This window comes from Ureibacillus manganicus DSM 26584 (assembly GCF_000772945.1).
Classification (GTDB): Bacteria; Bacillota; Bacilli; order Bacillales_A; family Planococcaceae; genus Ureibacillus; species Ureibacillus manganicus.
Genome location: NZ_JPVN01000019.1, coordinates 27,538 through 52,053, shown reverse-complemented (window position 1 = coordinate 52,053; position 24,516 = coordinate 27,538). Strand labels below are relative to the sequence as shown.

General features: G+C 34.0%; 27 protein-coding genes. All 27 read left to right on the top strand.

Annotation, left to right across the window (positions count from 1 at the left end):
* Positions 1-176 precede the first annotated feature (176 nt).
* The 27 genes from CD29_RS14595 to CD29_RS14470 all read left to right on the top strand — a co-directional run bounded on the left by CD29_RS14595 (position 177) and on the right by CD29_RS14470 (position 24,337).
* On the top strand, positions 177-812 hold the full coding sequence (locus CD29_RS14595; RefSeq protein WP_036188400.1) for a nitroreductase family protein: 636 nt from the start codon (positions 177-179) through the stop codon (positions 810-812).
* 127 nt (positions 813-939) lie between these two features.
* Positions 940-1,359, top strand: a complete 420-nt coding sequence (locus CD29_RS14590) for a hypothetical protein (RefSeq protein ID WP_036188398.1) — start codon at positions 940-942, stop codon at positions 1,357-1,359.
* A 725-nt stretch (positions 1,360-2,084) separates the two neighbouring features.
* Complete coding sequence (locus CD29_RS14585; protein WP_036188396.1) at positions 2,085-2,735, top strand: 2OG-Fe(II) oxygenase; 651 nt, start codon at positions 2,085-2,087, stop codon at positions 2,733-2,735.
* 222 nt (positions 2,736-2,957) lie between these two features.
* Complete coding sequence (locus CD29_RS14580; protein ID WP_235801848.1) at positions 2,958-3,149, top strand: hypothetical protein; 192 nt, start codon at positions 2,958-2,960, stop codon at positions 3,147-3,149.
* 119 nt (positions 3,150-3,268) lie between these two features.
* Positions 3,269-3,790, top strand: a complete 522-nt coding sequence (locus CD29_RS14575) for a hypothetical protein (protein WP_036188390.1) — start codon at positions 3,269-3,271, stop codon at positions 3,788-3,790.
* A gap of 110 nt (positions 3,791-3,900) precedes the next feature.
* Positions 3,901-4,461, top strand: coding sequence for a GNAT family N-acetyltransferase (locus tag CD29_RS14570; protein ID WP_036188387.1), 561 nt, complete (start codon positions 3,901-3,903; stop codon positions 4,459-4,461).
* A gap of 53 nt (positions 4,462-4,514) precedes the next feature.
* Positions 4,515-5,387: a lysophospholipid acyltransferase family protein gene (locus CD29_RS14565; protein WP_036188384.1), complete on the top strand. Its 873-nt coding sequence runs from the start codon at positions 4,515-4,517 to the stop codon at positions 5,385-5,387.
* 31 nt (positions 5,388-5,418) lie between these two features.
* Complete coding sequence (locus CD29_RS14560; protein WP_036188382.1) at positions 5,419-7,680, top strand: PEP/pyruvate-binding domain-containing protein; 2,262 nt, start codon at positions 5,419-5,421, stop codon at positions 7,678-7,680.
* Positions 7,681-7,742: 62 nt separating this feature from the next.
* Positions 7,743-8,609, top strand: coding sequence for an aminoglycoside phosphotransferase family protein (locus CD29_RS14555; RefSeq protein ID WP_081976279.1), 867 nt, complete (start codon positions 7,743-7,745; stop codon positions 8,607-8,609).
* Positions 8,610-8,708: 99 nt separating this feature from the next.
* The gene (locus tag CD29_RS14550) at positions 8,709-9,170 is read left to right on the top strand and encodes a VOC family protein (protein WP_036188377.1); all 462 of its coding nucleotides are present in this window, start codon (positions 8,709-8,711) and stop codon (positions 9,168-9,170) included.
* A gap of 1,054 nt (positions 9,171-10,224) precedes the next feature.
* Complete coding sequence (locus tag CD29_RS14545; protein ID WP_036188376.1) at positions 10,225-11,415, top strand: hypothetical protein; 1,191 nt, start codon at positions 10,225-10,227, stop codon at positions 11,413-11,415.
* A gap of 97 nt (positions 11,416-11,512) precedes the next feature.
* Positions 11,513-12,688, top strand: coding sequence for a M20 family metallopeptidase (locus tag CD29_RS14540; protein WP_036188374.1), 1,176 nt, complete (start codon positions 11,513-11,515; stop codon positions 12,686-12,688).
* Positions 12,689-12,832: 144 nt separating this feature from the next.
* On the top strand, positions 12,833-13,999 hold the full coding sequence (locus CD29_RS14535) for a hypothetical protein (RefSeq protein WP_036188370.1): 1,167 nt from the start codon (positions 12,833-12,835) through the stop codon (positions 13,997-13,999).
* A gap of 132 nt (positions 14,000-14,131) precedes the next feature.
* A complete protein-coding gene (locus CD29_RS14530; RefSeq protein ID WP_235801847.1) occupies positions 14,132-14,686 on the top strand; it encodes a hypothetical protein in 555 nt (184 codons plus the stop codon).
* A gap of 15 nt (positions 14,687-14,701) precedes the next feature.
* Positions 14,702-15,544: a hypothetical protein gene (locus CD29_RS14525; protein WP_036188365.1), complete on the top strand. Its 843-nt coding sequence runs from the start codon at positions 14,702-14,704 to the stop codon at positions 15,542-15,544.
* Between the two features lie 188 nt (positions 15,545-15,732).
* Positions 15,733-15,918, top strand: coding sequence for a hypothetical protein (locus CD29_RS14520; protein ID WP_036188363.1), 186 nt, complete (start codon positions 15,733-15,735; stop codon positions 15,916-15,918).
* Positions 15,915-16,559: a DsbA family oxidoreductase gene (locus CD29_RS14515; RefSeq protein WP_036188360.1), complete on the top strand. Its 645-nt coding sequence runs from the start codon at positions 15,915-15,917 to the stop codon at positions 16,557-16,559. The genes CD29_RS14520 and CD29_RS14515 overlap by 4 nt, the downstream gene beginning before the upstream one ends.
* 194 nt (positions 16,560-16,753) lie before the next feature.
* Entirely contained in the window at positions 16,754-17,098 is a 345-nt protein-coding gene (locus CD29_RS14510; RefSeq protein WP_036188357.1) for a MerR family transcriptional regulator, read from the top strand.
* Complete coding sequence (locus tag CD29_RS14505; protein ID WP_036188354.1) at positions 17,095-17,544, top strand: SRPBCC family protein; 450 nt, start codon at positions 17,095-17,097, stop codon at positions 17,542-17,544. Before CD29_RS14510 ends, CD29_RS14505 begins: the two co-directional genes overlap by 4 nt.
* 123 nt (positions 17,545-17,667) lie before the next feature.
* Positions 17,668-18,360 carry a Crp/Fnr family transcriptional regulator gene (locus CD29_RS14500; protein WP_052124185.1) on the top strand — a complete coding sequence of 231 codons (693 nt, stop codon included), beginning with the start codon at positions 17,668-17,670 and terminating at the stop codon, positions 18,358-18,360.
* Between the two features lie 12 nt (positions 18,361-18,372).
* Complete coding sequence (locus tag CD29_RS14495) at positions 18,373-19,020, top strand: HAD family hydrolase (RefSeq protein ID WP_036188352.1); 648 nt, start codon at positions 18,373-18,375, stop codon at positions 19,018-19,020.
* A gap of 52 nt (positions 19,021-19,072) precedes the next feature.
* Complete coding sequence (locus CD29_RS14490; RefSeq protein ID WP_036188349.1) at positions 19,073-19,273, top strand: hypothetical protein; 201 nt, start codon at positions 19,073-19,075, stop codon at positions 19,271-19,273.
* Positions 19,274-19,773: 500 nt separating this feature from the next.
* Complete coding sequence (locus CD29_RS20325; protein ID WP_140422915.1) at positions 19,774-20,004, top strand: hypothetical protein; 231 nt, start codon at positions 19,774-19,776, stop codon at positions 20,002-20,004.
* Positions 20,005-20,204: 200 nt separating this feature from the next.
* Positions 20,205-20,426 carry a hypothetical protein gene (locus CD29_RS14480; RefSeq protein ID WP_036188344.1) on the top strand — a complete coding sequence of 74 codons (222 nt, stop codon included), beginning with the start codon at positions 20,205-20,207 and terminating at the stop codon, positions 20,424-20,426.
* 83 nt (positions 20,427-20,509) lie between these two features.
* Positions 20,510-20,683 (top strand): hypothetical protein, encoded by a 174-nt coding sequence (locus CD29_RS20320; RefSeq protein ID WP_156111897.1) that lies wholly within the window; start codon positions 20,510-20,512, stop codon positions 20,681-20,683.
* Between the two features lie 456 nt (positions 20,684-21,139).
* Positions 21,140-22,795 carry an SLC13 family permease gene (locus tag CD29_RS14475; RefSeq protein WP_036188341.1) on the top strand — a complete coding sequence of 552 codons (1,656 nt, stop codon included), beginning with the start codon at positions 21,140-21,142 and terminating at the stop codon, positions 22,793-22,795.
* Between the two features lie 165 nt (positions 22,796-22,960).
* A complete protein-coding gene (locus tag CD29_RS14470; protein WP_036188339.1) occupies positions 22,961-24,337 on the top strand; it encodes a hypothetical protein in 1,377 nt (458 codons plus the stop codon).
* Positions 24,338-24,516: the final 179 nt, after the last annotated feature.

Genomic DNA, 24,516 nt, shown 5'->3' with positions numbered 1-24,516 from the left:
CATTATAGTAATTAATTTACAAAGAGTTTGAAAAAGTTCATTTCATTTTAGTTCATATTTGAGATAATGGAAATGTTGATATTTTACAATAATATGAAAATGAAAATGTTATATCAAAGAACTACCCACAAAGTTACCGACCATTAATACTACAGAATGAAACGGAGTATCGGAACATGACATTTGAAGAACTAGTAAAATCTCGCCATTCAGCAGTCAATTTTATAGAGAGTGAAAAGATGACGGATGATGATTTTAAAAAAATATTCGAACTAACAAAATTAGCACCAAGCGCATACAATTTGCAATTTGCAGATTATCTGGTCATCACTGACGTAGATAAAAAAGAAAGAATAAAAGAATTAGCTCATAATCAATATAAAATTCATACAGCCAGTGCAGTCGTTATTGTAATGGGGAACAAAAACAGTTTCGAGGATTTTGAGGCAGAAAAGATCTATAGCCCTATGAAAATGCTCAAAATGATGGATGAATTAGAATATGAAATGACGATGAATCAAATAAAAGGTTATAGAGAAGGATTAAAAGCAAATGGAAGTGCGTTAGACATGGAACTAGCACGAAATGTTGGTCTTCATGCAATGCTATTTATGTTAAGTGCGAAGCATTACGGATTTGATACATGTCCAATGCATGTACATAATGTGGATGAACTAAGAAAAGAATTTTCTATACCTGACCATCTTGTGCCAATATTGATGATTACTATCGGAAAAAGCGTTGATAAAATGCGTCCGCGCGGTTATCGCAAACCTGTTGGAGAGTTTGTTAATTTCAACGGATACAAGTAAATATGAAAAAATTAAAGGACTATCTATAGGATGGTCTTTTTTCGTGTACATTCCATTCTGCTGGAAAAGGAAGTATAAATATTCCACAACATTGTTAAAGATAGTAGTTGAGGAGGGACATCATAAATTGAAAAAAATTTTAGCTGTATTAATTTTCTTTTTAGTAATAACTATGGTAAACGGGCACACGGAAGTTTTTGCAGATGAACACAATACAACATTAAATGAATTAAATGATAGAAAAATACCGCAAACATTCCAATTTAAATACAATTACGATGAGCTATATAATTTCCTTGGAGTGACTGAGGAAGATTTTCAGTCCAAATGGGAAAGTGGTAATACAATTACTGAAATAGCGAAAAGACAGAATATTACTCAGCAACAGTTAATATTGTACCTAGCAGAAAAACAATTTAAATCGCTCGATAAAGCACTTGAAGATGGAGACATCGATCGGTACTTTTATTATGACTATGCAATTTCTTATATGAAGGGCGATATAATCGAGTTCATTAATCGAAATCCAAATAAGAAGGAAACATGATGTTACGCGTTAATATCTAATTGAGACTCGCTTTTATATAAGGAAAGAAATAAAGAAAGAACAGCTCAGATTTAAGGGGATGTTCTTTTTTTTTCACAATATTTTATTAGTAAATTCCGGTCAATTAGCAGAAGAAATTCGAATTAAAGTTTTGGAAAAAAGACTTACAGTATATTATTTCAGGTAGACCCCCATTATTTTCAAATTTAGATATTATTTAAATAACTTACGTGACAGAAGCCGCTGTTTTGGAGGCGGTGTTATATAAATAAGCCAAGAAATAAGACAGTAACCGTTGTTTTAATAGTGGAGTTGCCCCAAAAATCCAAGAGACGGGCGAGTTTCCAACCTCTAACCACTATCAAATCCACCACATTTAACTCTAAAACATAGAAAAAATCAATAAAAAAATTTTCAGATTAGAAAAAAAATAGAAGGAATTATTAACTTTACGTAGTATTATAAATTAAGTATTTTAATCATTCATTAGAAGTCTCCCATTTCTGTATGTAGTTTGTTGAATGCAATCAGTTATCCCTCAGAATGGGTTCAAGCTACTACTGAATGAAGTTAAATCTTCCGGCGACTGCACAGATTTTAAAGGTAATTATAGAGCTAGCTCGATAAAATCTGGGCGCACGTGTTTTAAGCTGCACCGAAAGCTTGCGACAGGTGCAAATACGCCAAGGCACATTTGATTAGAAACAGGGGTTGATGAATGAACGATGGAAGTTAGAGATGCAAAATTGAAAGAACAAACTATATTTAGCCATAATGGTAACAGAATTAAAACAGAAGACAGAGACATCAATATCATTGCTAGGTTTGAAGAACCGCTAGTAGTTGTTTTAGGCTCAGTACTGGATGATGAAGAATGTGAGGCGCTTATACAATTGTCAAAAGACCGCCTTCAGCGTTCGAAAATTGGAAGTACGAAAAAAGTGAGTGACATTCGAACAAGTAGCGGCGCATTTTTAACAGACATCAATAATGAAATCTTAGCTCGGGTAGAAAAAAGGATTTCACAAATTATGGAGATTCCTACAAATCATGGAGAAGGACTACATATTCTGAACTACACACCGGGTCAAGAATACAAAGAACATTACGATTATTTTGCTTCTACAAGTAAAGCAGCGAGTAACAATCGCATTAGCACGCTTGTATTATACTTAAATGATGTGGAAGAAGGGGGAACAACTTTCTTTCCAAAGCTAGGGTTAACTGTATGTCCACAAAAGGGTATGGCAGTTTACTTTGAATATTTTTATAATGATCCATTGTTGAATGAATTGACATTACACGCAGGAACACCTGTTGAAAAAGGTGAAAAGTGGATTGCCACTCAATGGATGAGAAAACAGAGAGTAAATTAAATTGTTTCGCTAAGATAAATTAATAGAAATAATAGAAAGAGCGCATTTCCTGTGGGGATTGTGCTCTTTTCTTTTTGAACCTATAGTACTTTTGTTGAAAATTATTCCATTTATATTAAACTACAAGTAAACTACTTAGCTATGATTGATAAATGAAATGACTAAGTAATAAGCTAATTTGAGCTTGTCTAATATTAGTTAAAAGGGGTGATTTACTTGCTCATGTTCGCAGAGATTTTACTATATATTTCGACTGGAATTTTAATTATATCTTCTGGCTTATTTTTGCGATACTTATTAAAAACAAAGAAACAGAGAAAACTTACAAAATTTGAATTTACAATGTATATTGTACTTCAAACTGCATTTATTTTATTTGGAATTAGTTTTATCATCACTAGATTTATCATTTAATAATTTAAACATTGATTGAATGAAATTGCTGCCTTTTTGTTGGCAATAGAAAAATTAGACAGGACTTCATGTTTATTACTAGAATTGTTTAATTAAATATATTTTGGAGGATCAAACTTATGGTCGAAATTGTAAAAACCTATAAACAATCTATTCCTGCACTTCGTTTTATTGGTATAAAATATGGTGATCAAGATCGAGTGAATGGAAGTTATGCAGCAAAATGGGGGGAATGGTTTGAAAGTGACCGTTTCAACAAACTGCAGTCTCTTTTAACAAATAACTTTAAGGACGACTATGAAGATGCTAACACAAATATCGGCCTTATGCGCTGGAAAGAAGGCGAGCCATTTGAATACTGGATTGGGATGTTTCTTCCAGAAGATGCGGTAGCGCCAGAGGGATTCGGCTATATAGATTTTCAAGCTTCTAATTTAGGTGTGTGTTGGGTAAAAGGCAGCATTCCAGAAGTATATCGTAATGAATTAGAATGTGCTAATAAGCTTTCAGAAGAAGGCCATGAAATCATTAAGGACGAACAAGAGGCTTGGTGGTTCTTTGAACGATATGGTTGTCCTCGTTTTACGAGACCTGATGAAAATGGAAACGTTATTTTAGATATATGTCATTTTGTTAATTAGTTGAAATAAAACAAATCTAGCTGCCAATTTGGCAGCTCTATTTTTTAACAAGGGTTTTCCAGAGTTTTGTAGAATTGAATAAGAATGATGTCGAATTAGGAGGGAAAACAATGTTTACATATAAAATCAATGAAGATACTGAATTAAGATTACTAGAAGTTAGACATGCAGAAGCACTTTTTGCACTAACTGATGAATCAAGATCATACTTAAAAGAATGGTTGCCCTGGTTGGATTTTACCCAAACAGTCAATGATTCGAAACAATATATTGAGGGTACGTTAAAACAATTTTCTAGTAATAATGGCTTCCAGGCCGGGATATGGTATAAAGGGGAATTAGCTGGAGTAATCGGTTTACATAGCATTAATTGGGCGAATCAATCGACTTCAATTGGATATTGGCTAGGTAAAAAATTCCAAGGTAATGGATTTATGACAATTGCATGTAAAGCATTGGTAGATTACTGTTTCAGCGAATTAAAGTTAAATCGGATCGAGATCCGTGTTGCAACAGAAAATGTAAAAAGTCAAAAAATCCCACAAAGAATAGGGTTTCAGAAGGAAGGTTGCATTAGAAATGCAGAATGGCTTTACGACAAGTTTGTAGATCATTATGTATTCGGTCTGTTACGCGAAGAATACAATAACAAAGAACTTCTAAGTGAGTAGGGACCGTCTTTAGAAATTATGAGTCAACAATAAAGAAAGGATGAGCTGATAATATGATGTGGCTTGTCCGTCTACTAGCAAAGATATATTTTAGTAAGATTGAAATAAAAGGAACATTTCCAAACGAAGCATCTTTTTATGTTAGTAATCATCGAAATGGTGTAGTAGATGGATTTGTAATTCTTTCCATTTTTAAACAGAAAATGAAAACTGTTATTGGGAAAAACTTAACGAAAAATGCAATTTTGCGCTATTTATTCCGGGACCAAATTGCAATTTATCGTTACCCAGTAAATATGAATGAAATGCGTCACAACAGAAAAGAATTAAGCAGAATCAACAAGGAAATAGAAAACGATACAAGTGTTTTGATGTTTCCAGAAGGTACGAGTCACTTAGGTAAGGGGCTTCTTGAAATAAGAGAAGGGGTATCACATGTGGTGTCTTCACTAAATGATCCTAAAATCGTACCCATTGGACTTCATTATGAAAAAGGGTGGAGCTTTAGAAGTCATGTTTTTATTCAAATTGGAGAACCAGTTACACTTACTTTGAACAATAAAAAAGAGACGACCGAAGAAATAAAAAATCAATTGGAACTTGTATATGACGACGGTTTGCAATTTAAAGAACCCAAAAAAAATCCTTTGCTTGCCATCTCTTTATTTCCTATTGTTCTATTATTCTTTCTTTCAAATTTGCTAGTTCTGTTGATTCCTTACTATGTCTCAAAAAAATTTGCCGATGATAACAACGTGATTGCTCTATGGCGGATTTTGTCTGGAGTGCCTATCTTCATATTGCAATCAATAATTTATATAGGCTTTTCAATTTTTTATCCATTTTTATTAGTAGGGTATTTGATTATTACCTTAATTGGTCTTTTTATTTATCGAATTTGGAAAGATGCAGCTGGACTAGATTAAACTGACCATTACTTTTGAAAAGGAGAACAATGTGAAAAAATATATTTCTACATTTCAAGAACAAGGTAGTACCCAGCAAGATGGTGGCAAGGGTCACAATCTAAAAGTGTTAACTCATAGCGGGTTTAATGTTCCTGAAGGACTTGTACTACATGCAAACTTCTATCAAGAGCATTACGAAAAACCAACTGCTTTTAATTATTCCGATACAGAAAAGTTATTGAAACAGTGTGAAGAAATGCAGACTAAAGTAAAAATTCAAGCATTACCTTCTGCATTGATAGAGGAGATCAAACGACATACCAATCCTAATTTTTTATACGCTGTTAGGTCCTCATCAACCTTCGAGGATTTAGAAGGATCTGCCTTTGCAGGACAACACGAAACCTTTTTAAATGTATCCGTAGATAAATTAGAAGATAAAATAAAAGATTGTTTTGCCTCTTTATGGAACATGCATGCTGTCGTTTATCGAAACGAACGAGGGTTTTCACAGGAAGAAGCAAGTATGGCCGTAGTCATCCAAAAAATGGTTCCGAGCGAAAGTGCAGGTGTGGCATTTTCAGTGGACCCTATTAGCGGAAAATTCAGCCGCGTATTAATAGAATCTAGTTTTGGACTTGGAGAAAATGTGGTTGCAGGGGAAGCTTTAACAGATACGTGGATAGTAGATACAAAGAATAACACAGTAAAAGAAAACTTAGCTGATGAAAAAGCGAGTTTAACTAAAGAAGAAGTGCTAAAGATCGCAAATCTCGCTAAACAAATTGAAAGACACTATGCATCTCCGCAAGATATCGAGTGGGCCATTTATGAAGGTGAAATCTATTTACTACAATCAAGACCGCAAACAACGATTCCTGCGTATCTCACTCGAGATGAATCTGCAGAACGTTTCCCAGATGCCATTACGCCACTCACATGGGATTTTGTTGAAGAAGGTTTTAATAGTTCACTAGAATACTCACTAAAACTAATGAATATTGACTTACCTACAAAACCATGGTTTGCAATGAAAAATGGGTTCGTATATGGAAATCAAACGGCTGTGGAAATCCTTGCGATGAAACGTCCACTCAAAATTTCTAAATTACAGGAAATAGCGCTCTTAGATGAAAAATACTTTTGGGCAGAGTCTTTAGCTAAAAAGTGGAGGGATGATTTATCCCTTTATTTAACTCGTATCGGGGAACTTAATATCTTACCAAAAGAATCAGATTCGCTGGAAACTTTTAGAGAATACTATGATCGATTGTTTTATACGGCAAATGAATATTTTAAGCCAAATATTGCGATTTCTATGACACAAAGCTTTATCGTGGGAACATTGTTTGAAGCATTGTACCACGTATATGGAGATCAACAAATTGCAAAAGAAAAACTCGACAATGTGCTATCACTTGCAAACATTCGTACAGCGAATATCAATGCAGAATTAGCTAGTATTGAAGATAGAAGTCTAACAAACTCTGAGTTTATATTATTCCTTGAAAAATATGGACATCGTGAGCTGACATTTGATTATTATTATCCAACTTGGGCGGAAAAACCAGAAGTGCTTATGGAATTAGTGATTCCATGTCAAACGAATACTCAAAGCAACGATGTTGGCATCGATACATTAAAAGAATTACTTTCTGTTCCATCAGATGACATTTCAAAGGCTTTATATAAACTAGCAAATCTTGCTATTATATATACGGAACTTGATGATGAAGAACATTTTCAAACAACACGCGTGAACTTACTAGCAAGAAAATCTATTGCTCGATTAGGAAGTAAACTTGGCTTAGAAGATCCATATGATTTATTTTTCTTAACGAAAAATGAACTTTTCGAAGTGTTAAATGGGAATGAAGTAAATGAGCGTGGGTTAATCGAGAAAAGAAAAGAATATCAAAAACTTTTAAAGACATCTCCTGATTGGAATTATTCTGAGCAAGAGGAAGAAGAAGTGTATGTAACAGACGGTATATTAAAAGGCGTTCCGGGAAGTGCGGGTATGATCGAGGGAGAAGTTTGTATCGTTCGAAGTATAGAGGAATTTAAATATGTAAGAGAAGGAAGCATTTTGGTAACACGAACAACGAATCCTGCCTGGACGACATTATTCTACTCCGCAAAAGGGCTTATTACAGAATCAGGAGGCCCATTATCCCATGGGGCTGTTACTGCGCGGGAGGTTGGTATTCCTGCTGTCATGAGTGTTCGAAATTGTTTAACGAGCCTTAAAAATGGAGATATCGTCATTGTAGATGGTACAAGAGGAACAGTTACAATAAAGGAAAATTAAATAAAGACTAGCAGAGTGTGTTCGCTCTGCTTTTTTCAACTTATTAGAAAGGGGAGATAAGCTTGTTACAGCGAGTCCTTGAGCAATTTAATTTAGATGTGATTTCAGTAGACGAGGTGGATGATTCTCATAGCTCAACCGTTTATAAATGTCATTTGAAGAAGGGTGAAACAATCTTCGTGAAAATCCCTTACACAAAATTGAAATTTGAGCGGGAACTTGAAGCCTATGAAATTTTAAAAGGAAAAGTGGCAACACCTGAACTGTTGGATTATTGGACAGGAGACGAGGAATGTCCTGGTGCATATTTATTGTCAGAATTAAAAGGACAACCTTTAACTATAGACGTATCACCAACTGCTGCCTATCATGTAGGAGTGCTACATGCGTCAATGCACTTGATACACCCACCTATAAATAAAGAGTTAAAAGGCATACAAAACGAATTTGCAAACTGGTCGAAATTTATAGAAAAACAATTTTATAGTTTTGCTGTAGATGTAAAAGATGTACTTGATGAGACTTTATATTTAAAGGCAATAGATATGTTTGAAAGAATGAAAGGTCAACTACCTCTACCAGATGGCCCTGGCTTTGTACATATGGATTTCCGTCCAGCAAATATCATTGTTAATGGTGACAAAGTTTCCGGGGTCATTGATTTTGAAAGTGTTCGATTTGGATCAACAGAAATTGATTTCACTAAATTGTACCGTGACTTTTTAAGTTACGATTCTAGGTTTTATCAATCATATAAAGAAGGATATAAAAGCATCAGACCGATAATCGATTTAGAGATTGTATTACCTTTTTATCGTTTTATTGACTCCTTCAATAGTATTGGTTGGTGCAAACGGCGAGGTATCGAAAAGAATGCTGCATTTCTTGAAGAAAATATTCTGAGATTAAAAGATTTCATTCTCCAATAAGTGTTTACTTGTAATGTTTTGACCGTTTATAAATCCAACTATTTTACGAGTTCATTAATTTACAAATTTTAGTATGCTTTATGTTAGGAGGGATTCTTTATGATAAAAGGCTTGTACGAAGCACATTTACCTGTTCGAAATTTAGAAATTTCAATTGAATTTTACAGTAAACTAGGTTTGAAATTTGCTTGGCGAGATGAAGATACCGCCTTCTTTTGGATTGAAGAAGGGAAAAGCTGGGTCGGTTTATGGGAGGGGAGAGAGTATGAAACTCAATACCATCCATCATTAAGACATATTGCATTTCGTGTCACCTATGAGGATTTAAAAGAATCTTTACAATGGTTGAAATCGATTCAAGTAGAAGCTGTCCCATTTGGAAATCGAACATCTGTCGAACCATTCATAAGACCACATCAAGGAAATGCTTCAGTTTACTTTGATGACCCAGACGGAAATAGTTTAGAACTGATGTGTTTTGTAGATGTACCTGATGAGCTGAAACATATTACTGAAAAATTTACATTTGGAGAATGGGAGAATTTAGTAAGTAATTTATAAAACTTTATTGTAACTCTATGGGCAAAGCAACTCTCAGTGCTCAAATGGAATTGGAATAAGCCTAAAAGGTAACAGATAACAGCTCTCAGTGCCCAAAAAGAATCGAAATTCACCTAAAAGGTAACAGAGAGTGTTCCTCAGTGTCCAATCAGATTTGGAATACGTCTCAAAGGTAACAGAGAAGGCTCTCAGTGCCCGAACGGAATCGAAATTCGCCTAAAAGGTAACAGAGAGTGTTCCTCAGTGCCCGAACAAAATTGGAATTTGCCTCAAAGGTAACAGAGAAGCGCTCTCAGTGCCCAAATGGAATCAAAATTCGCCTAAAAGGTAACAGAGAGTGCTCCTCAGTGCCCAAACAGAATCGGAAATTGCCTCAAAGGTAACAGAGAGTAATCCTCAGTGTCCAATCAGATTTGGAATACGTCTCAAAGGGAACAGAGAAGCGCTCTCAGTGCCCGAACGGAATAGGAATGCACCTAAAAGGAAACAGAGAAGCGCTCTCAGTGCCCGAACAGAATAGGAATGCACCTAAAAGGTAACAGAGAGTGCTCCTCAGTGCCCGAACAGAATAGGAATGCACCTAAAAGGTAACAGAGAAGCGCTCTCAGTGCCCGAACAGATTTGGAATACGTCTAAAAGGTAACAGAGAAGCGCTCCATTACATATCGTAATCAAAATCACAATTGGAATAAAAATATCGCTATCACTCTTTCAATCAGAAGAACCCGCCCATATCTCCTCACATCTCTATTTGTTATCCCAAACAACAAACGTAATAATGAAAATTGTTTCAAGTTAATTTATTTCCCATTATGTTCCAACGCCTACGTTCCTCAAGCTTCACCTACTATAATCTCAATAAATTACGCTAAATAGTTGATAAATAACAAGATGCAAACCAATTTATATAAGAAATTAAAGGAATTTCCAATAATATGAACGTATTATGACGTTGTAAGAAAATTGTATACAAATTATTTCCCGGCATGATATTATATGAAAACATTATTTATTAAAAATATTTTAATAATTTAGACAAAGGAGAGGTTTTCATATGCCGCAAATGGTCGCAATCGTCATACTACTATTCATCTTATATATAGGGGATTTTATCTCTATTCGTACAAAAGCTTGGATCCCTTCCATGTTCATTAGTGCGGTATTATTCTTAATTGGTTACTGGACATTCTTCCCACAAGATATCGTTGCAATTGCAGGGATTCCGAATACGGTTGCTACATTGCTAATCTATCTATTAATCGTAAATATGGGAACTCTACTGTCGGTCAAAGAGTTAATTGCACAATGGAAGACAGTTGTCATCTCATTATCGGGAATTTTAGGAATCGTTGTTCTGTTATTTGGAATTGCATCATTCATTTTTGATATGAATACTGTTATCGTTGCCATTCCACCATTGGTTGGGGGAATTGTCTCAGCTTTAATTATGTCAGATGGGGCTGCACAGGCAGGACTTACTTCATTATCAGTATTTGCCATTGTTATTTATGTAATGCAAGGATTTGCGGGCTATCCATTAACTTCTATCGTGTTGAAAAAAGAAGGAAAGAAACTTTTACAACAATTTAGAAATGGCGAGTTAGTAGTTAAAGAGGAAGTTGAAAAAACTGATAATACAACAGAGAAGAAACATGGTTTGAAAATTTTCCAAGTGCCTGAAAAATACAATACAGATTACTTTAAGTTCTTTAAAATTGCTTTAGTTGGTTGTTTAGCGTATTTAACATCTACTTTCTTAGCACCTGTGGTTGAAATTAATGGAGCTGTTCTTGCATTAGTGTTTGGGGTTATTGCAAAAAGTATCGGTTTCTTAGAAACACATGCATTACAGAAAGCAAACGGATTTGGTTTTGCAATTATGGGATTAATGCTGTTTGTATTTGATGCATTAAAAAGTGCAACGCCAAGTATGTTGTTAGATCTTTTAACACCATTAGTTGTTTGTATAGTATTAGGTGTTTTCGGAATGTATATTTTCTCATTCATTGCTGGTAAAGTACTAAAAGTAAGTAAAAACTTAGCATTTGCTGTATCGTTAACAGCTTTATATGGATTCCCAGCGGACTATGTCATTACAAATGAGGTCATTAAATCATTAACATCAGATGATGAAGAAAGAAAAGCATTAACTAGTGTTATGTTACCGCCAATGCTGGTTGGAGGATTTGTCTCGGTAACGATTGTGTCAGTAATATTAGCTGGAGTTTTCGTAACATTCTTATAATTATAAAAAATATGGTATATTATCTATAAATCTATTGGCTAATTAATAGAGTGAGTGTTCGCCAACATGAATCGTTTAGTATTTAGGAGGAGTAACAATGATCAATGAAAAAATAAAACAAGGTATCAAAAAATATGGAGAGGAACTTACAGCCATCCGACGAAAATTACACAGTGAGCCTGAATTATCATGGGAAGAATACGAAACGACGAAATTCGTTTCGGATTATTTAACACAATTAGGAATCGAACATAGAAAAACTGAACCAACAGGTGTAATCGCAAATATTAAAGGTGGGAAACCTGGGAAAACAGTCGCATTACGCGCAGATATGGATGCTCTACCAGTTGAAGAACTAAATACTGAACTTCCTTATGCTTCAAAGGAAAAAGGGAAGATGCATGCTTGTGGTCATGATGCCCATACGGCAATGCTATTAATTGCAGCTAAAGTATTGAATGAGCAGAAAGAAGACATACCAGGAAATGTACGATTAATTTTCCAGCCAGCTGAAGAATCAGTAACTGGGGCAAAAGCGATGGTTGAACAAGGTGCAGTCGAAGGTGTAGACAATGTATTCGGTATTCATATTTGGTCGCAAATGCCAACAAATAGAGTATCTTGCAACCCTGGTCCTACTTTTGCCTCTGCTGATATTTTCACGGTAACATTCAAAGGTCGTGGAGGACATGGTGCAATGCCTCATGATACGATTGATGCTGCTGTAATCGCATCTTCGTTCGTGATGAATGTTCAATCGGTTGTATCAAGAACAATCAACCCTCTACAACCAGCAGTTGTCACTGTAGGTAAAATGGTAGTAGGTACACGTTTTAATGTTATCGCTGAAAATGCTGTAATTGAAGGAACTGTACGTTGCTTTGATGGAGCAACTCGCGATCATATTGAGAAACAACTGCAAATTTACGCAGAAAATGTAGCAAATGTTTATGGAGCAACTGCTAAGGTTGACTATATTCGAGGATCACAAGCTGTAATTAACGATGAGGATAGTGCGAAATTAGTGCAACAAGTTGCAGCTGATGCATTTGGTGTGGAATCACTATATGATGAAAAACCTACAATGGGTGGAGAAGACTTCAGCTTTTATTTAGATGAAGTACCTGGAAGTTTTGCCCTTGTTGGTTCAGGGAATCCGGAAAAAGATACAGAATGGGCTCACCACCATGGGAAATTCAACGTTGACGAAGATGCACTTGTTACGGGATCTGAACTGTATGCTCAGTATGCTTGGGTGTATTTAAATAAATAATTTAATGAGAGATCAACCAGTCGAGGTTGGTCTCTTTTTATGTGATAAAAGGGCTAATTATTGCAAAATTGGTAAAATTTGAAACTTAACTCAAATTAAGACGTACTAATTAAGAATAGTATTAAATAAAGGGGTTTAGTTACTATGCTTAAAAAATCTTCACTTTTATATTCTGCTTTCATTCTATCCATTGTTCTTACTGGTTGTTCTTTTACCCAGTCTGATCAAACTACTGAAATGAATGATACAGATACTATCGAACAGAACATTGAAACTAATGAAATAGAAGAAGCTTCCGCAACACCAGAAGTACCCTCAATCGACCGTCAATACCATACGCTCACAGAGCCGGATTTTAAATATATAAGTGAGTATTTATTTAGCATTAAAGATCAAATTAAATATATTTCAAAAGACAGTGTAAATGGATTTGCAAACCATAGTCTTCATGGCTTCGGCTACCAAACAAAGGTTCATGCAAGGCATTTCGCTGCACAAGAAGAAAATCCAGAAGCTGTTGAGCGATTAGATAAAATGGCGATGCTTGCCGATAGTATTCATCGTGAGGAGAATACAGAAAATGTAATCGATATGATGTACGAGTTAAATAGCCTGATCGATGAATTGACTGTGATTCTAAATGTAAATCGTAATACGGCTACAGAATTAGCAGAGGAAGAGTATTTACAACAACTACATACGGAACTTCAATCGAGATATGATTTAACAGTTGTGGATGACCCTTCAATTTGTGCCAATGAAGAAGTGTTCTGCTTTAAGTATGAGGATTCCTTGAACACGATTGTACAAATGACGTTCGATAATGCCCAAATGGAATTTTATAACTTATTACTAAATTATCAGCTTCCAGAAGTGCCAAAGGAAGGGGATGAACCAGAGGGTTATTCTGGAATTGTATTCTATGAAAATGGTTATTCGTTTTACAAAGAGTCGAAAACTTTATTCCGAGCGCCCGATTATTCTTTTGATAAGGTTAAACCAACGGAAGATCAAATGTTCGGCATAGTAATATCATTGGCCCATTCATATGGAAGGAACTTTTATATAGATTTCTTTAGAACAAAGGTTGATGCAACAAGAACGTTTAATGGAATGGCGTATCTTAAGGAATTTGCTAGAGACAAAGTAGTATTAGATTGGATTGAGGAATCTTCAGAAGCGATTCAAAGATATATGAATGCTGAAGATGAAGATGAAACACTACGTATTGAAGCGTGGAAACAGTTAAACTATCTTGGGAATGTAGTAGATGTTTATATGTATGAAAATAATTTTAATTTTTACTATTGATTGAAGAATTGGGGTTTTTAAATGATAGGAAATAAAATAGCGTTTTTTAGCTCTCTCGTTCTTCTATCCATCTGTATGCTATTGTTTTTCCCGTACCCGAACCACCCAATGTATGGAATGCGATCATCTTTCATGTCGTTTCCGATCCGTGATCATGAGGGATATATAATGTTAGGAATTTTTGGGTCGATACTATTTGTCATTGCAATGATTTTACTTGTAATAGGATTGAAGAAATATCACTTTCGTTCAGTTCTTTTAGTAGCGATTATTTATTCCCTTTTACCGAATGCTCTCATTTTTATATATCAAGAAACTTTTGCAACGGGCATTTACGCTGTTTCATATGATCAGATGGGACGATGTGAATTCGATACTATTGACGAAGACTTAAAGATAATGGAAGGCGAGTGCCAACTAGAATTAAAAAATCATAGTAATAAACCAGTTACTTTTGAATTAGAATTTTTAGATTCTTATATAGCTAAAGAAAATCGTAGTGAGTCACTTATGAATGTTGCTGGACCATTTGCTATTACAATCGAAGGAAATCAAAAAAAGTTGATTGATCTAAAGGAAACACTCGACGTATCAACGATTCCGAATCATATTCATTCAGGATACTCTAATAATGTTCACATTAAGATAATTGATAACAAGGCTTCTCGAATATTATCGGGATTATAATTAGGGAGGAAAAATATGAATAAACTAAGGCTATCTTTTGTGATCCTTTTATTTTTCACTCTAGTAGGATGTTCGGGTGTAGATGAGAAGGTAAAGGAGTATCCAGGCGATTTGGCAAATTTCACTCAACAAACATCCGAATTTACAAAAGAAGATGCAGTTGCTATATTTTACGAACAACATGATGTTAAAAATTACGAAATCACAGATTTGATTTTAGTGAATGATGAGAAAATACCTGAGTTAAAAGCCGTTATTTCTTATTTTGATAAAATAGAAAATAATAGTAGTAATCTTGCTTTCATTTACGAAGATATAAGTTTTAGAGTTGGTTTTGCTGTAAATGAAGAGGAAGGCATTAGATCGTTTGAAAATGTGGAAGATAGTCAGCTAACATATATCGGAGACGGTACAGTAACTACATCTATCAGAAATGTAAAAACAAATGAAATCCTAGATTATAAAATAACCTTTTCCCGTGATGACTCTATCCCAAAAACACATTTTATAGTAGATTCTGAGGAACGACAAGCAGCAAATCAAGTAAGCTCAGTTGTAGTAGAAGAACGACAAAACGATGAGTATATTTTAATAAAAGAAATAATTCTACTTGAGGAAATTAAGACTGTGATCGAACTTCTTGAAAATACGAAGTGGGAAGAAAACATTAAAGTTACAATGGCAGGCGAGCCAGACTACCGTTTTACACTTGATTCAATAAACTATGCAATTTGGATAACCCCAAATGGAAATCGGTTAGAAGTCATTCCAGAGGGTCAAGCAAAATATACTAAACTTCCAATTGAGGATTCGATAATATTATTTAAAATACTGACAGGTAGAGAACTATCAAGGTAAAAATGTACTAGTCCATTCTTGGTTTAGTGCATTTTTTCTTTTTTAAATTAGATAATCTTTAATCTTAATAGTTTGACATAAAACCTGCTTGTAACTAAAATGATTACATGTAATAAAAATAGTAACGGATTAAGAAACATCATCTAGCTCTTTTCGGAAATACTTTATTAGTAGAGGAGGAATCGGAGATGTTAAATGATAAGGAAAAAATGGTATCTGACGGAAATAAAGAGGTTAGAAAAGTTCAACTAACGGAACTAAAAATGATTCAAGATTTAACAATCCTTGGGTCTGACGATTCTGCAGATTTTTTCTGTGATGTTAACACAGGAATCTGTGGCCCAGTCCCAGAAAAGAAAGAGGAAGAAAAATGAAAATAACAATTTGGTCTGATTTTGTATGTCCATTCTGCTACATAGGTGAGTCACATTTAGAAGAAGCATTGAAAAAATTTGAACATGCTGATGAAGTTGAAATCGAGTATAAGAGCTTCCTTCTTTCACCAGAATCACAATATACACCTGGAAAAAACTATTACCAAGCATTTGCGGATGAAAAGGGAGTTCCTTTAGAACAAGCAAAAGCCATGATGGGTCAAGTATTAGATATGGCGAAGCAATCAAGTGTGTCAATCAATTACGATATTGCGAAATTTACTAACACAGTTGATGCACATCATGTATTCCAATATGCGAAAGCAGAAGGAAAAGGCAATGAATTTTTCAAACGATTTTACGATGCACATTTTAACGAAGGTGAAGTTTTAAGTGATAACGAAACAATTGTCCGTTTAGCTAAAGAAGTAGGCTTAGATGAAGTAAAAGTACGTAATATTATTGAAACTAAAGAATATTCAAATGAATTAACACATGATCTTGCTGAATCACGTCAGGTTGGAGTTCAAGGAGTTCCTTTCTTTGTATTCGACAACAAATACGCACTATCTGGTGCACGTCCAGCAGAATACTTTACACAAGTACTAGAAAAAGTTTGGGAAGAAAAAGAAAGCAAGTAATTGTTAAACTACAAAATATTTTTGCATTTTCAAACAAATTAATAAAGCAAACAACATCCGACCACTTATAGAAAAAATTTGATCGGTTGTTGTTTTTTTAATAGCTTTTTTTAGGATAATAGTAGTTGAATAATAAATAATTGTATTGACTTAGTAGTGCACCCCACACTTTATGATATTTTTGGAGGGACGTTATGTATAAAATTAGTGACTTTTCAGAGATGACCGGTTTAAGTAAAGAAACTTTACGCTATTATGCAGAAGTTAAACTACTCGAGCCTGCTTACATTGATCCGAAAAATAACTATCGCTATTACGATGACGGAAGTTTTTTTCTTGCTACCCTCCTTATGAAATTGAGAGGATTTGGTTTTACGATTCAAGAAATGATTTCTGTTATGGAGGACGAGTCATTTGTTAATCTAGAAAACTTGTTACTTCAAAAAAGAAATAACATTCGAAAACAAATAAAAGAACTACAAAATCAAATTGAAGAAATTGAAATTTTTCTTCAATCTGGAAAGGATGAAAACAAGTGATTCAATGGAAAGAAGAAATTATAATCAATAAAAATATTGAAGATGTATGGAATCTGTTTCGTGACAAGAATATTAAAAGAATTATGCCGAAAGTAGAGGAACATAAGTTAATTGAAAAGAAGGAACATGAGGTTGGAGCAAAGCATGAGCAAACGTATCGAGAAGGAAAGCGAGTAGAAACTTATATTGTTGAAACTTTAGCTTATGAAGAACTTGTTGAAAGAAAACATAAGCAAATTCGTTTTGTGATTGGCAAAGCTTTCGAAGTGACTCTTAGCTTTACATTACTTCAGAACAGTAATACTCAAACTAAATTTACTTATGAAGGAACAAATAAAGGAGTAAATTTTGTGGGAAGAGCAATGTTAAAACTTGGTAATGAGAAAAGCAATTATAAAGTTGTAGAAGAATTTTTACACCGAGTAAAAAATGAAGCTGAGAATTAAATACGAAAGATTTCGATAGTTAAAATGCAGTTTGTCAGAGTACATGTTGCATTTTTTTTTTTTGGACATATGTCCTTTCTGTTATGATAAAGGTGAACTAAGATTGAAAGGAGGTTAAATAGAGTGAACATCTTGAATGATGAAAGTACAATCAACCAGTATAAGAAACAAATAAAAGAGAAGTATCCGATTGATACAGAAAATCTTGGTTGGCGCACCTACTCACCTGGAGAATTTATATATGAACAGGGCTTTCCAATTCCTTTTCTCTCCTTGCTAGTTAAGGGAAAGGTGAAAATATTCTCCACTTCTGAAGATGGGAGAAGATTGATTGTTACATTCAATAAACCTCTTGAAATTTTCGGTGAACTCGAACTTGTACAGCAAGTTAATACCATTCATTCCATTGAAGCAGTAACACCTGTTCATATTGCTACTTTATCATCTGAAACTGCAAAAAAATTGCGAGAAGACAGTGTTTTTAATGAAATCTTACTACAATCAATTAGTCGTAAATTTCATACGAAATCAATGAATCTATCTTTTCATTTATTGCATGAAGCAGATGTTAGATTCGCTAGCTATCTAGCTTCCGTATCACATGATGAGCAGGGAGTTTTTATTAATGCGCTCATTCCAAAGAATGAGTTAAAGACGATTGCTGAATTTATTGGTATTACGGTAAGACACCAAAATCGTTGTATCCAATCTTTTGAAAGAGATGAGCTTATTAAGCGAATCCCAGGATACATAGAAATTATTGACCCAAAGAGATTATTAAGCTATGCGCAGCAAAATATTTATGAAATGCAATAGGAGTGAATAGAAATGAAAGCAATTATTTTTGATTTTGATGGGACGTTAGCAGATTCGGGTGAATGCGGAATATTGGCTACACAAAAAGCATTTAAAGAATGTAATTTGTCCATTCCGCCAAAGGATATAGTAAATTATTATATGGGGATTCCCATTGAACAATCGTTTCATGAAATGACAAAACATACATTAGATGATCATCAATTTAACGAGTTGTTACATTGTTTTCGTCAAGCCTATAAAATTTATGAGGAGCAAACGATTACTGCTTTTCAGCAAATAGATGAAGTGTTAAATGCATTGATACAAGAAGGTTTGTTGCTTTTTGTTGTATCTAGTAAAAAAACGGATGTTTTACATAGAAATTTGCAAAAGCTTAAACTAGATCACTTCTTCACTGATTGGATTGGTTCCGACCAGGTAGAACATTATAAACCACATCCTGACGGTATCTTCAAAATTGTAGAACGTTATTCATTAGACGTATTTGAATGTGCAATGGTTGGTGACGCTATTTATGATCTTCAAATGGGAAAATCTGCGGGATGTAAAACGGTAGCAGTGAATTGGGGAAGTCATTCCAAAGAGCGGCTGTTAAAGGAAGAACCTACATTCTTTGCTCATGAAGTAAAGGATTTATTTCAATTGAATAATTTGTAACACGTTCAGAAAATTGGTTTGATAAAATTATAGATTTAAAAGGAGTTAGTAAATGGACTATAAACTTTTAGTTTTCATAAGCCTTATTTATTTAATTGCATTTTACATAGTTATTAGGGTAGCCGTTACGAAAAGTATAGAGAACTCAAAGTCGATTAACAAAATGAAAAAAGAAATGGTGGAATTAAGAAAGCAAATTAAATCCTTGGAAAATATTAAAGAAGATCAACAGATTATTGATAGGAAAGTTTAAATAAGATTAATCCTTCACGAAGTGTGTAATTCATTTGGATTACGCCCTTTTTGTTGGATTTAGGAACTTAATCCAATAATTACCGTATATAATGATAAGAAATATAGTGATCGGCAGCGTGCTCTTTATTTCATATTTTGAATAATTGCAGAACCCATGAGAGTTAGTAAGAGATGTGTTCTTGGGAAGGGGTCTAATGGACAAAGCGTAAGAAAAATCGTCTGAACTGTCCATGAGAAGGATCTCAACAAAAAAAGTTATTTATTTATGCTAAAAAATTAGCACTAGAGGAGGAGGGAATCGAGTTGGTATATACTGCAACAACACAAAAAGGTATATGCGGATTTCTATTATTTCTTCAAGTAGCAACTATTTTTCCCATAAAAAATTTAGGTCTTCTATATTTCCAAATTATATTTTCGATATTCCTCATTCTATGTCTTTTTCTTACTTTTGAAGTAAAGATTGATGAGAGAACTATACACTATAAAGTTTCCCTAATGGGAAGAACATTTTACAAAAAAACATGGGGTCCAAATGACCTCAAACAGTTGAAATTCACAAGAATTGGCTGGCAAACCAAATCAGTTGTTATTCAAGTGAAAAAAGGATTTAATATACGTCTATCAAATTTCACTCCTGATCAGTTATTTATCGATTTATTAAATTTCGCAAAACTAAACGATGTACCTATATACAAAACGAAAGATTATATGATTTTAGAAAAATAAACATACATTCAGCGTTATAATCCTCACTAAAAGGATAATACGCTTTTTTTTATAGAAACGTTAAATACACAAATATGCTTTGTCACGCTCTAAATATCTTTTGTAACATATGGAAATGAAAAACGACTAACTTAAAAGTAAGTGCAGCTATTATTAAGTCCATCAATAAGTAGTCGTTTATAGGGTGAAAGGGGAAGTATATGAAGCTATATTGGATTTTAGTAGCAGTATTTTACTTTTGTTGGATTCAGTTATCCCATAAATATGATGATATAAGCTGGTGGTCAATTTTCACTTCAAATAGATCAACGCACACACCGCTAATGGAAGAGCTATCTTTAGTTAAAGTGACTTTAACTGCAATCATATTTTTAGGTTTAGCTTATTTTTTAAACCGAATGCATCAGAAGAAAAAAAACTAGCCATATGTTAGCTGTTATATAATAAGATGAGTTTTTTGAACTTACGGGTACTTTTTTGAGATTTCAAATATTGGAGGTATAAGATGCAATTAATTCTTTATTTGATTATAGGAGCTATACCAGGCTTTCTACTTGGTGGCCAATTTGGAATTTTAATTGGTATTATTGGAGGTTTATTGCTTTGTATTGTAGACCAATTAAATAATATAATAGAAAAATTAAACAATTTACATTCGGTTACAAGAAAAAATGAGTAGATAAATAGAATTATAAGGTGATTAACCTCCCCCTACGAATAGCATTATTTGTAGGGGGAGGTCTATTTTGCACTTCTAATATATTAAATATTTTTGTGTCAATGAGCGTGCAACTATATTCATAAAATTCGGAAATTATTAAAAACTAAATATTTGTCTATTAAAACTCAATAATTAATACTATTTGATTTTAAGGAACACACTATACTATTAAAATCTTAAAATATGTCATACTGCTGATATGAATAGGTTATTACAATAGGAATAATATTATAATATAATTTATACATTTATTGAAAATGACTCAACTGTTATAGTACAATAATCACTTTTCCTTCTTTTCTGAATATTTAGGAACCCATTGTCTTTTTGAAAGAATTCACCGAAAATTAGAAATATCATTGTTATATAACAATGTTCGACAAAACAATACACATTATTGTAAGGGGGACATCTATGTTTTCATCTACTTGGAACCGACTATGGGGAATGCATGATCAAGTTAAAGACCTGTTCCGTTTTTTCATTAGTCCGAATACTTCTAAAATCGTAACAAAAAGTAACGAAAAGCAAGTTGCAGAAAATACGAGTAGTGATGGTGGAGGAGATTACAAGCGTAGCTATACAAAAGCGCAATTAATCGGACTCATTTTAGGACCAGTATTATTTGCTTTAACATTAATTTTCTTTAATCCAGAAGGTCTTACACCTGAAGCAAAGGGCGTATTAGCAAGTACGATTTGGATTGCTACTTGGTGGATTACAGAAGCAATTCCAATTCCAGCTACTTCCTTATTGCCACTTGTACTGTTTCCATTAACAGGTAGTTTGGATATGAAAACTGCGGCATCTTCATATGGTGACGAAACAATTTTCTTATTTATGGGTGGATTTATTATTGCACTTGCAATGGAAAAATGGAATTTACACCGCCGTATCGCGATGTCGATCATCTCAGCAGTCGGTACAAATATGGACCGAATTGTACTAGGATTTATGATCGCTACAGGTTTTCTATCTATGTGGATTTCAAATAGTGCTACTGCTATGATGATGATTCCAATTGGACTAGCTATTATTAAACAAGTTGCAGATGCATTAAAAAATGAGGACTCAAGTATTGATACATCACCACAAAACTTCGCGTTTGGTAAAGCATTGATGCTAGGGATTGCTTATTCTGCTTCCCTTGGAGGAATTGGAACATTAATCGGTACACCACCGAATACACTCCTTGCAGGTGCTATTAGCAAAATGTATGATATTGAATTATCATTTGCTGGATGGATGTTATTTGGGGTACCTTTTGCTTGGGTATTTATCTTTATCACATGGTTTTATCTAGTTAAGATTGCGTATCCTTCGAAATTGAAAACGTTACCAGGTGGACGTCAAGTAATCGATCGAGAAAAAGCGAAATTAGGAAGTGCATCGACAGAAGAAAAGCTTGTTTTTGCAGTATTTATATTAGCAGCATTTGCATGGATTACACGCTCATTCTTCCTAAGTAAATTTATCCCGGGGTTAAGTGATGGTCTTATTGCAGTACTTTTTGCAGTTATTCTATTTATCATTCCTTCTGTAAATCGAAAAGGTGACCGTTTAATGGATTGGAACACAGCTGTGAAACTTCCGTGGGGAATCCTTCTATTATTCGGTGGCGGACTTGCAATTGCTGCTGGATTCGTAAGTACGGGTTTATCCGTATGGGTAGGTTCACAACTTATGGGTCTTGAAGGTGTAAGCGTACTCGTAATGATCTTCCTTGTAGCTGCACTAGTTTTAGCCTTAACAGAAGTTACATCAAACACTGCAACTGCTTCTATGATGTACCCAATTATGGCATCACTAGCAGTAGCGCTTGGTATCCATCCGTATGCCTTAATGATTGCTGCTGGTGTTGCTGCATCATGTGCGTTCATGTTACCAGTTGCAACACCGCCGAATGCCGCTGTTTTCGGTTCTGGTTATTTAAAAATCACAGATATGATGAGAGCCGGTTTTGCGCTGAATGTGTTTGGTATAATTCTAATCACAATATCAATCTATTTTTTACTTCCTCTTTTCTGGGGAATCGATTTACACACAGTGCCAGAAATATTTAAACAATAAATTAGTTAATAAAGGAGAACAACACTTAGCTTTTAGTGTTTGTTCTTCTTTTTTTCTAGGAATTCGGATTTTATATTTCTACAATAATTTAAATTGTTTAAAAATTGGAACTTTTACAAAATTGTTACGTAAATACATTATATCCAAAAAAAAGGGGTGGTATTTATGAAGGAGTTTAAGAGGTTTGGCTTGATACTATTAGTAGTCTTCCTTTGTTTCGGATGTTCTGAAGTAAATGATCCTGAAGATAAAAGAGTTGAGTTAGTAGAATCATTTTTACATACTTTGTACAACGTGCAGTATGAAGAAACCTCAAAACTATATGAAGATATGGATCGACAACTAAAAGGGGAAGTAGTAGGAAAAACAGATTCACCAGATGCTCCGGAGTTAGGAGAAATGTACCCAAAAACTTTTGCACCATATTTTACTGAAAAAGCATTTACAGTTTCCTTAGCAAATGGAGATTTTATCTTTTTACCAAAAGTTACAATGGTCAAAAAAGCAGATTATAAGCTACAATCACTGAAACAACTTTCAAAAGTTGAAAAGGATGGGTATTGGGATTACAGATTTGAAGTCGAAATAAATGAAATTATAGGTGATCAAGTAACTCCTTATACAGATGAAGTACGATTATATGTAGAAGATGATAATGGTGAATGGAAGATTACTAATGTTCGTTTCTTTCATCAGGACTATGCAAACCCTGAGGAATTAGCGAAGTATGAACAAAATGATACAAAAAATTTCCGTAAATTTGATGATCGCACATTAGAAATTACAAAATATGAAATGTTTTATCGCAATCAATTTATGTATTCGAAAGAAGCTGTAGAATTTTTCGGCTTAACTGAAACGATACGAAAGTATGCTTTATTCCATCATTTAGAGCAGCATGATTATGGGTGGGATGATGAAACACGTAATAAGTTTCGCGAACGAGTAATATCTGCTTTTCAATATGACCTTCAAAATCCAGACTATAAGGCTTATCTAGAAAAGATGTATGACACTCTTGGAATTACAGCAGAAGATTATATCGAGTACTACTTACTTGTTAATAAAGAATACGAAATGCTGCATCAAGATGTATTTAATAAAGGAATTGGTTTAACTGAAGACGGGGCTTATCCAAGTGGCAATGCCGAGACGGCATATCAAGAACTTATAGGAATTTCAACAGCTGATTTAGATGAGCTAGCCCTACAGATGCCTGAGCCGCTTGAACCAATGGAACCTCAGTCTGATTTACCGTTTCTTTCAGAACACACTTGGCAAGCAGTAACTACAAATTCTGATGGAGAATATATTTTTATACAATCCATGTATTCATCATTAGACCTTAGTGATCCACATCGTTACCTTTTGTTTGAAATAGAGAGAGTTGTCAAAGGTGAACTATCCCGCTTTACGATAAAGCGATATCAAGATGCAGTTGCAGCATATGAGAACGATGACTCAGAGAAGATGAAAGTAGCAAAAGAACTTGCTCAGTACTTAGAAATTCTTGAAAGATCAATTGATAAAGAATTATATTGATTAACGATTTGAGAGCATTCACATATTAGATGAATGCTCTATTTATTTTAGAGTCAGGAAACGTGAGAATAAAAAGAGGTAAATTATTGGAAGAATAATTATAATTAATGGAGTAAACGAAATGAAATCGTATTAGTAGTAAATCGCTTAGTTAATAATTTATTTATTTATTTATTTAT

Excerpts from the sequence above, each read along its gene's own strand:
- CD29_RS14585 (WP_036188396.1), top strand. The coding sequence starts at position 2,085 with ATGGAAGTTAGAGATGCAAAATTGAAAGAACAAACTATATTTAGCCAT.
- CD29_RS20325 (WP_140422915.1), top strand. The coding sequence starts at position 19,774 with ATGGGAAGAACATTTTACAAAAAAACATGGGGTCCAAATGACCTCAAA.
- CD29_RS14595 (WP_036188400.1), top strand. The coding sequence starts at position 177 with ATGACATTTGAAGAACTAGTAAAATCTCGCCATTCAGCAGTCAATTTT.
- CD29_RS14535 (WP_036188370.1), top strand. The coding sequence starts at position 12,833 with ATGCTTAAAAAATCTTCACTTTTATATTCTGCTTTCATTCTATCCATT.
- CD29_RS14470 (WP_036188339.1), top strand. The coding sequence starts at position 22,961 with ATGAAGGAGTTTAAGAGGTTTGGCTTGATACTATTAGTAGTCTTCCTT.
- CD29_RS20320 (WP_156111897.1), top strand. The coding sequence starts at position 20,510 with ATGCAATTAATTCTTTATTTGATTATAGGAGCTATACCAGGCTTTCTA.
- CD29_RS14530 (WP_235801847.1), top strand. The coding sequence starts at position 14,132 with ATGTCGTTTCCGATCCGTGATCATGAGGGATATATAATGTTAGGAATT.
- CD29_RS14510 (WP_036188357.1), top strand. The coding sequence starts at position 16,754 with ATGTATAAAATTAGTGACTTTTCAGAGATGACCGGTTTAAGTAAAGAA.
- CD29_RS14480 (WP_036188344.1), top strand. The coding sequence starts at position 20,205 with ATGAAGCTATATTGGATTTTAGTAGCAGTATTTTACTTTTGTTGGATT.
- CD29_RS14545 (WP_036188376.1), top strand. The coding sequence starts at position 10,225 with ATGCCGCAAATGGTCGCAATCGTCATACTACTATTCATCTTATATATA.
- CD29_RS14475 (WP_036188341.1), top strand. The coding sequence starts at position 21,140 with ATGTTTTCATCTACTTGGAACCGACTATGGGGAATGCATGATCAAGTT.
- CD29_RS14570 (WP_036188387.1), top strand. The coding sequence starts at position 3,901 with ATGTTTACATATAAAATCAATGAAGATACTGAATTAAGATTACTAGAA.
- CD29_RS14495 (WP_036188352.1), top strand. The coding sequence starts at position 18,373 with ATGAAAGCAATTATTTTTGATTTTGATGGGACGTTAGCAGATTCGGGT.
- CD29_RS14515 (WP_036188360.1), top strand. The coding sequence starts at position 15,915 with ATGAAAATAACAATTTGGTCTGATTTTGTATGTCCATTCTGCTACATA.
- CD29_RS14490 (WP_036188349.1), top strand. The coding sequence starts at position 19,073 with ATGGACTATAAACTTTTAGTTTTCATAAGCCTTATTTATTTAATTGCA.
- CD29_RS14565 (WP_036188384.1), top strand. The coding sequence starts at position 4,515 with ATGATGTGGCTTGTCCGTCTACTAGCAAAGATATATTTTAGTAAGATT.
- CD29_RS14550 (WP_036188377.1), top strand. The coding sequence starts at position 8,709 with ATGATAAAAGGCTTGTACGAAGCACATTTACCTGTTCGAAATTTAGAA.
- CD29_RS14575 (WP_036188390.1), top strand. The coding sequence starts at position 3,269 with ATGGTCGAAATTGTAAAAACCTATAAACAATCTATTCCTGCACTTCGT.
- CD29_RS14525 (WP_036188365.1), top strand. The coding sequence starts at position 14,702 with ATGAATAAACTAAGGCTATCTTTTGTGATCCTTTTATTTTTCACTCTA.
- CD29_RS14540 (WP_036188374.1), top strand. The coding sequence starts at position 11,513 with ATGATCAATGAAAAAATAAAACAAGGTATCAAAAAATATGGAGAGGAA.
- CD29_RS14520 (WP_036188363.1), top strand. The coding sequence starts at position 15,733 with ATGTTAAATGATAAGGAAAAAATGGTATCTGACGGAAATAAAGAGGTT.
- CD29_RS14580 (WP_235801848.1), top strand. The coding sequence starts at position 2,958 with ATGTTCGCAGAGATTTTACTATATATTTCGACTGGAATTTTAATTATA.